The 3,612-nt window shown below is 43.4% G+C and carries 1 protein-coding gene and 1 pseudogene; one reads left to right on the top strand and one right to left on the bottom strand.

Annotation, left to right across the window (positions count from 1 at the left end):
- Nucleotides 1-100: 100 nt before the first annotated feature.
- Nucleotides 101-3,238, top strand: coding sequence for an efflux RND transporter permease subunit (locus H5072_RS14530; RefSeq protein WP_182693920.1), 3,138 nt, complete (start codon nucleotides 101-103; stop codon nucleotides 3,236-3,238).
- A 77-nt stretch (nucleotides 3,239-3,315) separates the two neighbouring features.
- Here the strand turns inward: H5072_RS14530 and H5072_RS14525 are convergent.
- Nucleotides 3,316-3,612: pseudogene (locus tag H5072_RS14525) on the bottom strand (DUF3754 domain-containing protein); the annotation flags it as partial.

The following is a 3,612-nucleotide window of genomic DNA, read 5'->3' as shown; positions in this document are numbered from 1 at the left end:
AGGGGCTTTCGCCAAATAGTGAGTACGTAACGCAAAACAGTTATGTAATTAAAGCCGATATTTTAAAAAGCGGCGCAAGCCACTCACACTAGGAGGCAGCATGATTGATTGGATAGTTTCTTTTGCGGTTAAACGCCGCATGATGGTGCTTGCGCTCACGCTTTTATTTGCTGGGTTTGGTGTATACAACACACAAAATTTAGCCGTTGATGCCGTACCCGATATAACTAATGTGCAAGTACAAATAAATACAAAAGCGCCTGGGTTTACCCCGCTTGAAGCAGAGCAGCGCATTACCTATTTAATTGAAACCGCTATGGCGGGCATACCAAAGCTTGATTACACTCGTTCGATTTCGCGTTATGGACTTTCGCAAGTTACCGTTATTTTTAACGAAGGCACCGATATTTACTGGGCGCGCCAGCAAATATCAGAGCGCATTCAAAGTATTCGCTCAGACTTGCCAGCCAATATTGAGCCAAACTTAGGGCCAATTGCCAGCGGGCTAGGGGAGATTTTTACTTACTCTGTGCATGCAAATAAAGGCGCATCAAAAGACGATGGCACGCCATTTAACGCAGAGGATTTACGTACTCTGCAAGATTGGGTTATTCGCCCGCAGCTATTAAAAGTAAAAGGCATTACCGAAATAAACAGCCAAGGTGGCTTTGAGCGCCAGTACCAAGTAGCGCCCATGCCTGAAAAACTACTCGCTTATAAGCTCACGCTAAGCGATGTAATTACTGCACTTAAATTAAATAACAGTAATCAAGGCGCAGGGTTTATAGAACGCTTTGATGGACAATATTTAGTGCGCTCGCCAGGGCAATTAAAAACCATTGATGACATCGCTAACACGGTTATTGCTAAGCGAGATGATGCACCGGTACGGATTAAAGATGTAGCAAATGTGCGTTTAGGTAAAGAGCTTAGAACCGGCGCTGCTACTTATAACGGTAAAGAAACCGTGCTCGGCACCGCCATGATGCTAATTGGCGAAAACAGTCGCGTAGTGGCAAAAGCCATGGCTGATAAACTCAAAGACGTACAGCTAAGCTTGCCTGAAGGTGTTGTGGTAGAAGCAGTTTATGACCGCACAACCCTTGTTGATAAAACCATAGCAACCGTAAAAACCAACCTGTTCGAAGGCGCGGTATTAGTGATTGTTATTTTGCTGCTGTTATTAGGTAATGTAACTGGTGCGCTTATTACGGCAATGGTTATTCCGCTTAGTATGTTATTTGCCGTTACCGGCATGGTAGGTAATCGCGTATCGGGTAATCTAATGAGTTTAGGCGCAATCGACTTTGGTTTAATAGTTGATGGCGCTGTAATTGTGGTTGAAAACTGTTTAAGGCAACTTGGCCTTGCGCAGCATAAACATGGCCGGCTACTTACATTAAATGAGCGTTTAAGTGTTGTAACCGCCGCTACTAAAGAAGTATTTAGCCCAGCGGTGTTTGGCATTTTAATTATTATGCTGGTGTATTTGCCGCTGTTTGCGCTTAGTGGTGTTGAGGGAAAAATGTTCCAGCCAATGGCATTTACTGTTGTAGCCGCACTAGTTGGCGCACTTATTTTTGCTGTTACCTTTGTACCTGCGGCTATTGCGGTATTTGTACGTGGCAAGGTGAGTGAGAGCGAAAATGCGGTTATGATCGTTATTAAAAAAGGCTACAAACCACTGCTTGGTTTATCGCTTAAGTTGCCTTGGGTAATGTTAAGCATTGCTGCTGTGCTTGTAATTGCACTTGGCTTTAAAGTTAAAAATATGGGCGCTGAATTTTTACCGCAGCTTGATGAAGGCGATATAGCCATGCACGCACTGCGCATTACCGGCACCGGTATTGAACAATCGGTAAAAATGCAAAAAGAGCTAGAGCAAGCCATTTTAGACATACCTGAAGTTGAAAAAGTATTTTCAAAAATTGGCACTCCAGATGTAGCAAACGATCCTATGCCACCTAACGTTGCCGATACCTTTTTAATGTTAAAGCCGCGCGAACAATGGCCTGATCCCGCTTTAAGTAAAGAAGAGCTGGTTAAGCAAATTCGCCATTTAGTAAATGAAGTACCAGGTAATAATTATGAGTTTACGCAACCTATAGAAATGCGTTTTAACGAGTTAATAGCAGGCGTGCGCGCCGACGTTGCGGTGCGTATTTATGGCGATGATTTATCAACATTAAAACAGTATGGCGAAAAAGCCACAGCCTTGGTGCAAAACATTACAGGCGCAACTGATGTACGCCTTGAGCAAATGGAAGGTTTGCCTACACTTTCGGTAACGCCGCTTCGCGATCATATGGCGCTGTTAGGTTTAACAGTAACCGATATACAGCAAAGTGTAAGTGCTGCGGTAGGCGGTGTACAAACCGGGCTTATTTATGAAGGCGATAAACGCTTTTCGTTATTAGTGCGTTTAGATGAGCGCTGGTCAAACGATGTATCACAGCTTGCGCGTTTGCCAGTGGCCGTGCCCAAAAGTGCCAACCCAGACCTTGCATTTGTACCGCTTGGCGAAGTAGCAAATATTAGTATTGATAAAGGGCCTAATCAAATAAACCGTGAAAGCGGTAAGCGTAATGTTGTTGTTACTGCAAATGTAGAAGGGCGTGATTTAGCAAGCTTTGTAAGTGATGCACAAGCCGCTTTAAATTCAGATCTTAATTTACCAAGTGGTTATTGGATTGAATACGGCGGTACATTTGAGCAATTAGAATCGGCAAGTAAGCGGTTATCGCTGGTGGTGCCAGTTACTTTATTGCTTATATTTGGCCTGCTTTACAGTGCGTTTAATTCACTTCGTGATTCGTTAATTATATTTAGCGGCGTACCACTTGCACTGACCGGAGGTGTGCTTGCGTTACTATTACGCGATATGCCGTTATCAATATCGGCAGGCGTGGGGTTTATAGCGCTAAGTGGTGTAGCGGTATTAAATGGCGTGGTTATGCTGTCGTTTATTAAACAATTAAGAGCCGATGGGCTCAGTTTAATCGATGCGATACAAACAGGTGCACTTTCGCGCCTGCGTCCAGTACTTATGACCGCTTTAGTGGCTAGTTTAGGGTTTATTCCTATGGCGCTAAATACTGGCACCGGCGCTGAGCTACAAAGGCCGCTGGCTACGGTTGTGGTTGGCGGGATTATTTCATCAACCTTACTTACGCTATTAATATTGCCTGCACTTTATAAATTAGTGCATGCAAAGTTTAATAGGCATCAAGCAGCTTAGCCAGTTGAAGCTCAATACATAACGTAAAAAGCAGCTGAAATTTCAGCTGCTTTTTGTTGTTAAGTAAACTTTGCAGGTTAATTATATTGAAAAAGGTTATCCCAGCGCTCATCCAAAATAGTTTTTGCGTGTTCCAAATTTATTGCGCTATACACATCATTAGTGCACGTTACTAAGCGAATACGCTCCAACTTTTCAAGCGCATCGCTAATTTCAAAATCAAGATCGCACTGGTATTTGCTTTTAAACCAATGCTCTATTTGTTCATCAAGCGTTTGGGCGGTTAAGCCGTTTTCTGATTTTAGTAAAAACGTATACGCAAGCAGCGCTTCTTTTATGTCTTCCTCTTCTGCGGCGTCTATAAGGGTGTGAAA

This window comes from Pseudoalteromonas sp. SR45-5, assembly GCF_014163565.1.
Classification (GTDB): domain Bacteria; phylum Pseudomonadota; class Gammaproteobacteria; order Enterobacterales; family Alteromonadaceae; genus Pseudoalteromonas; species Pseudoalteromonas distincta.
This window is presented reverse-complemented; position numbering and strand designations above follow the sequence as displayed.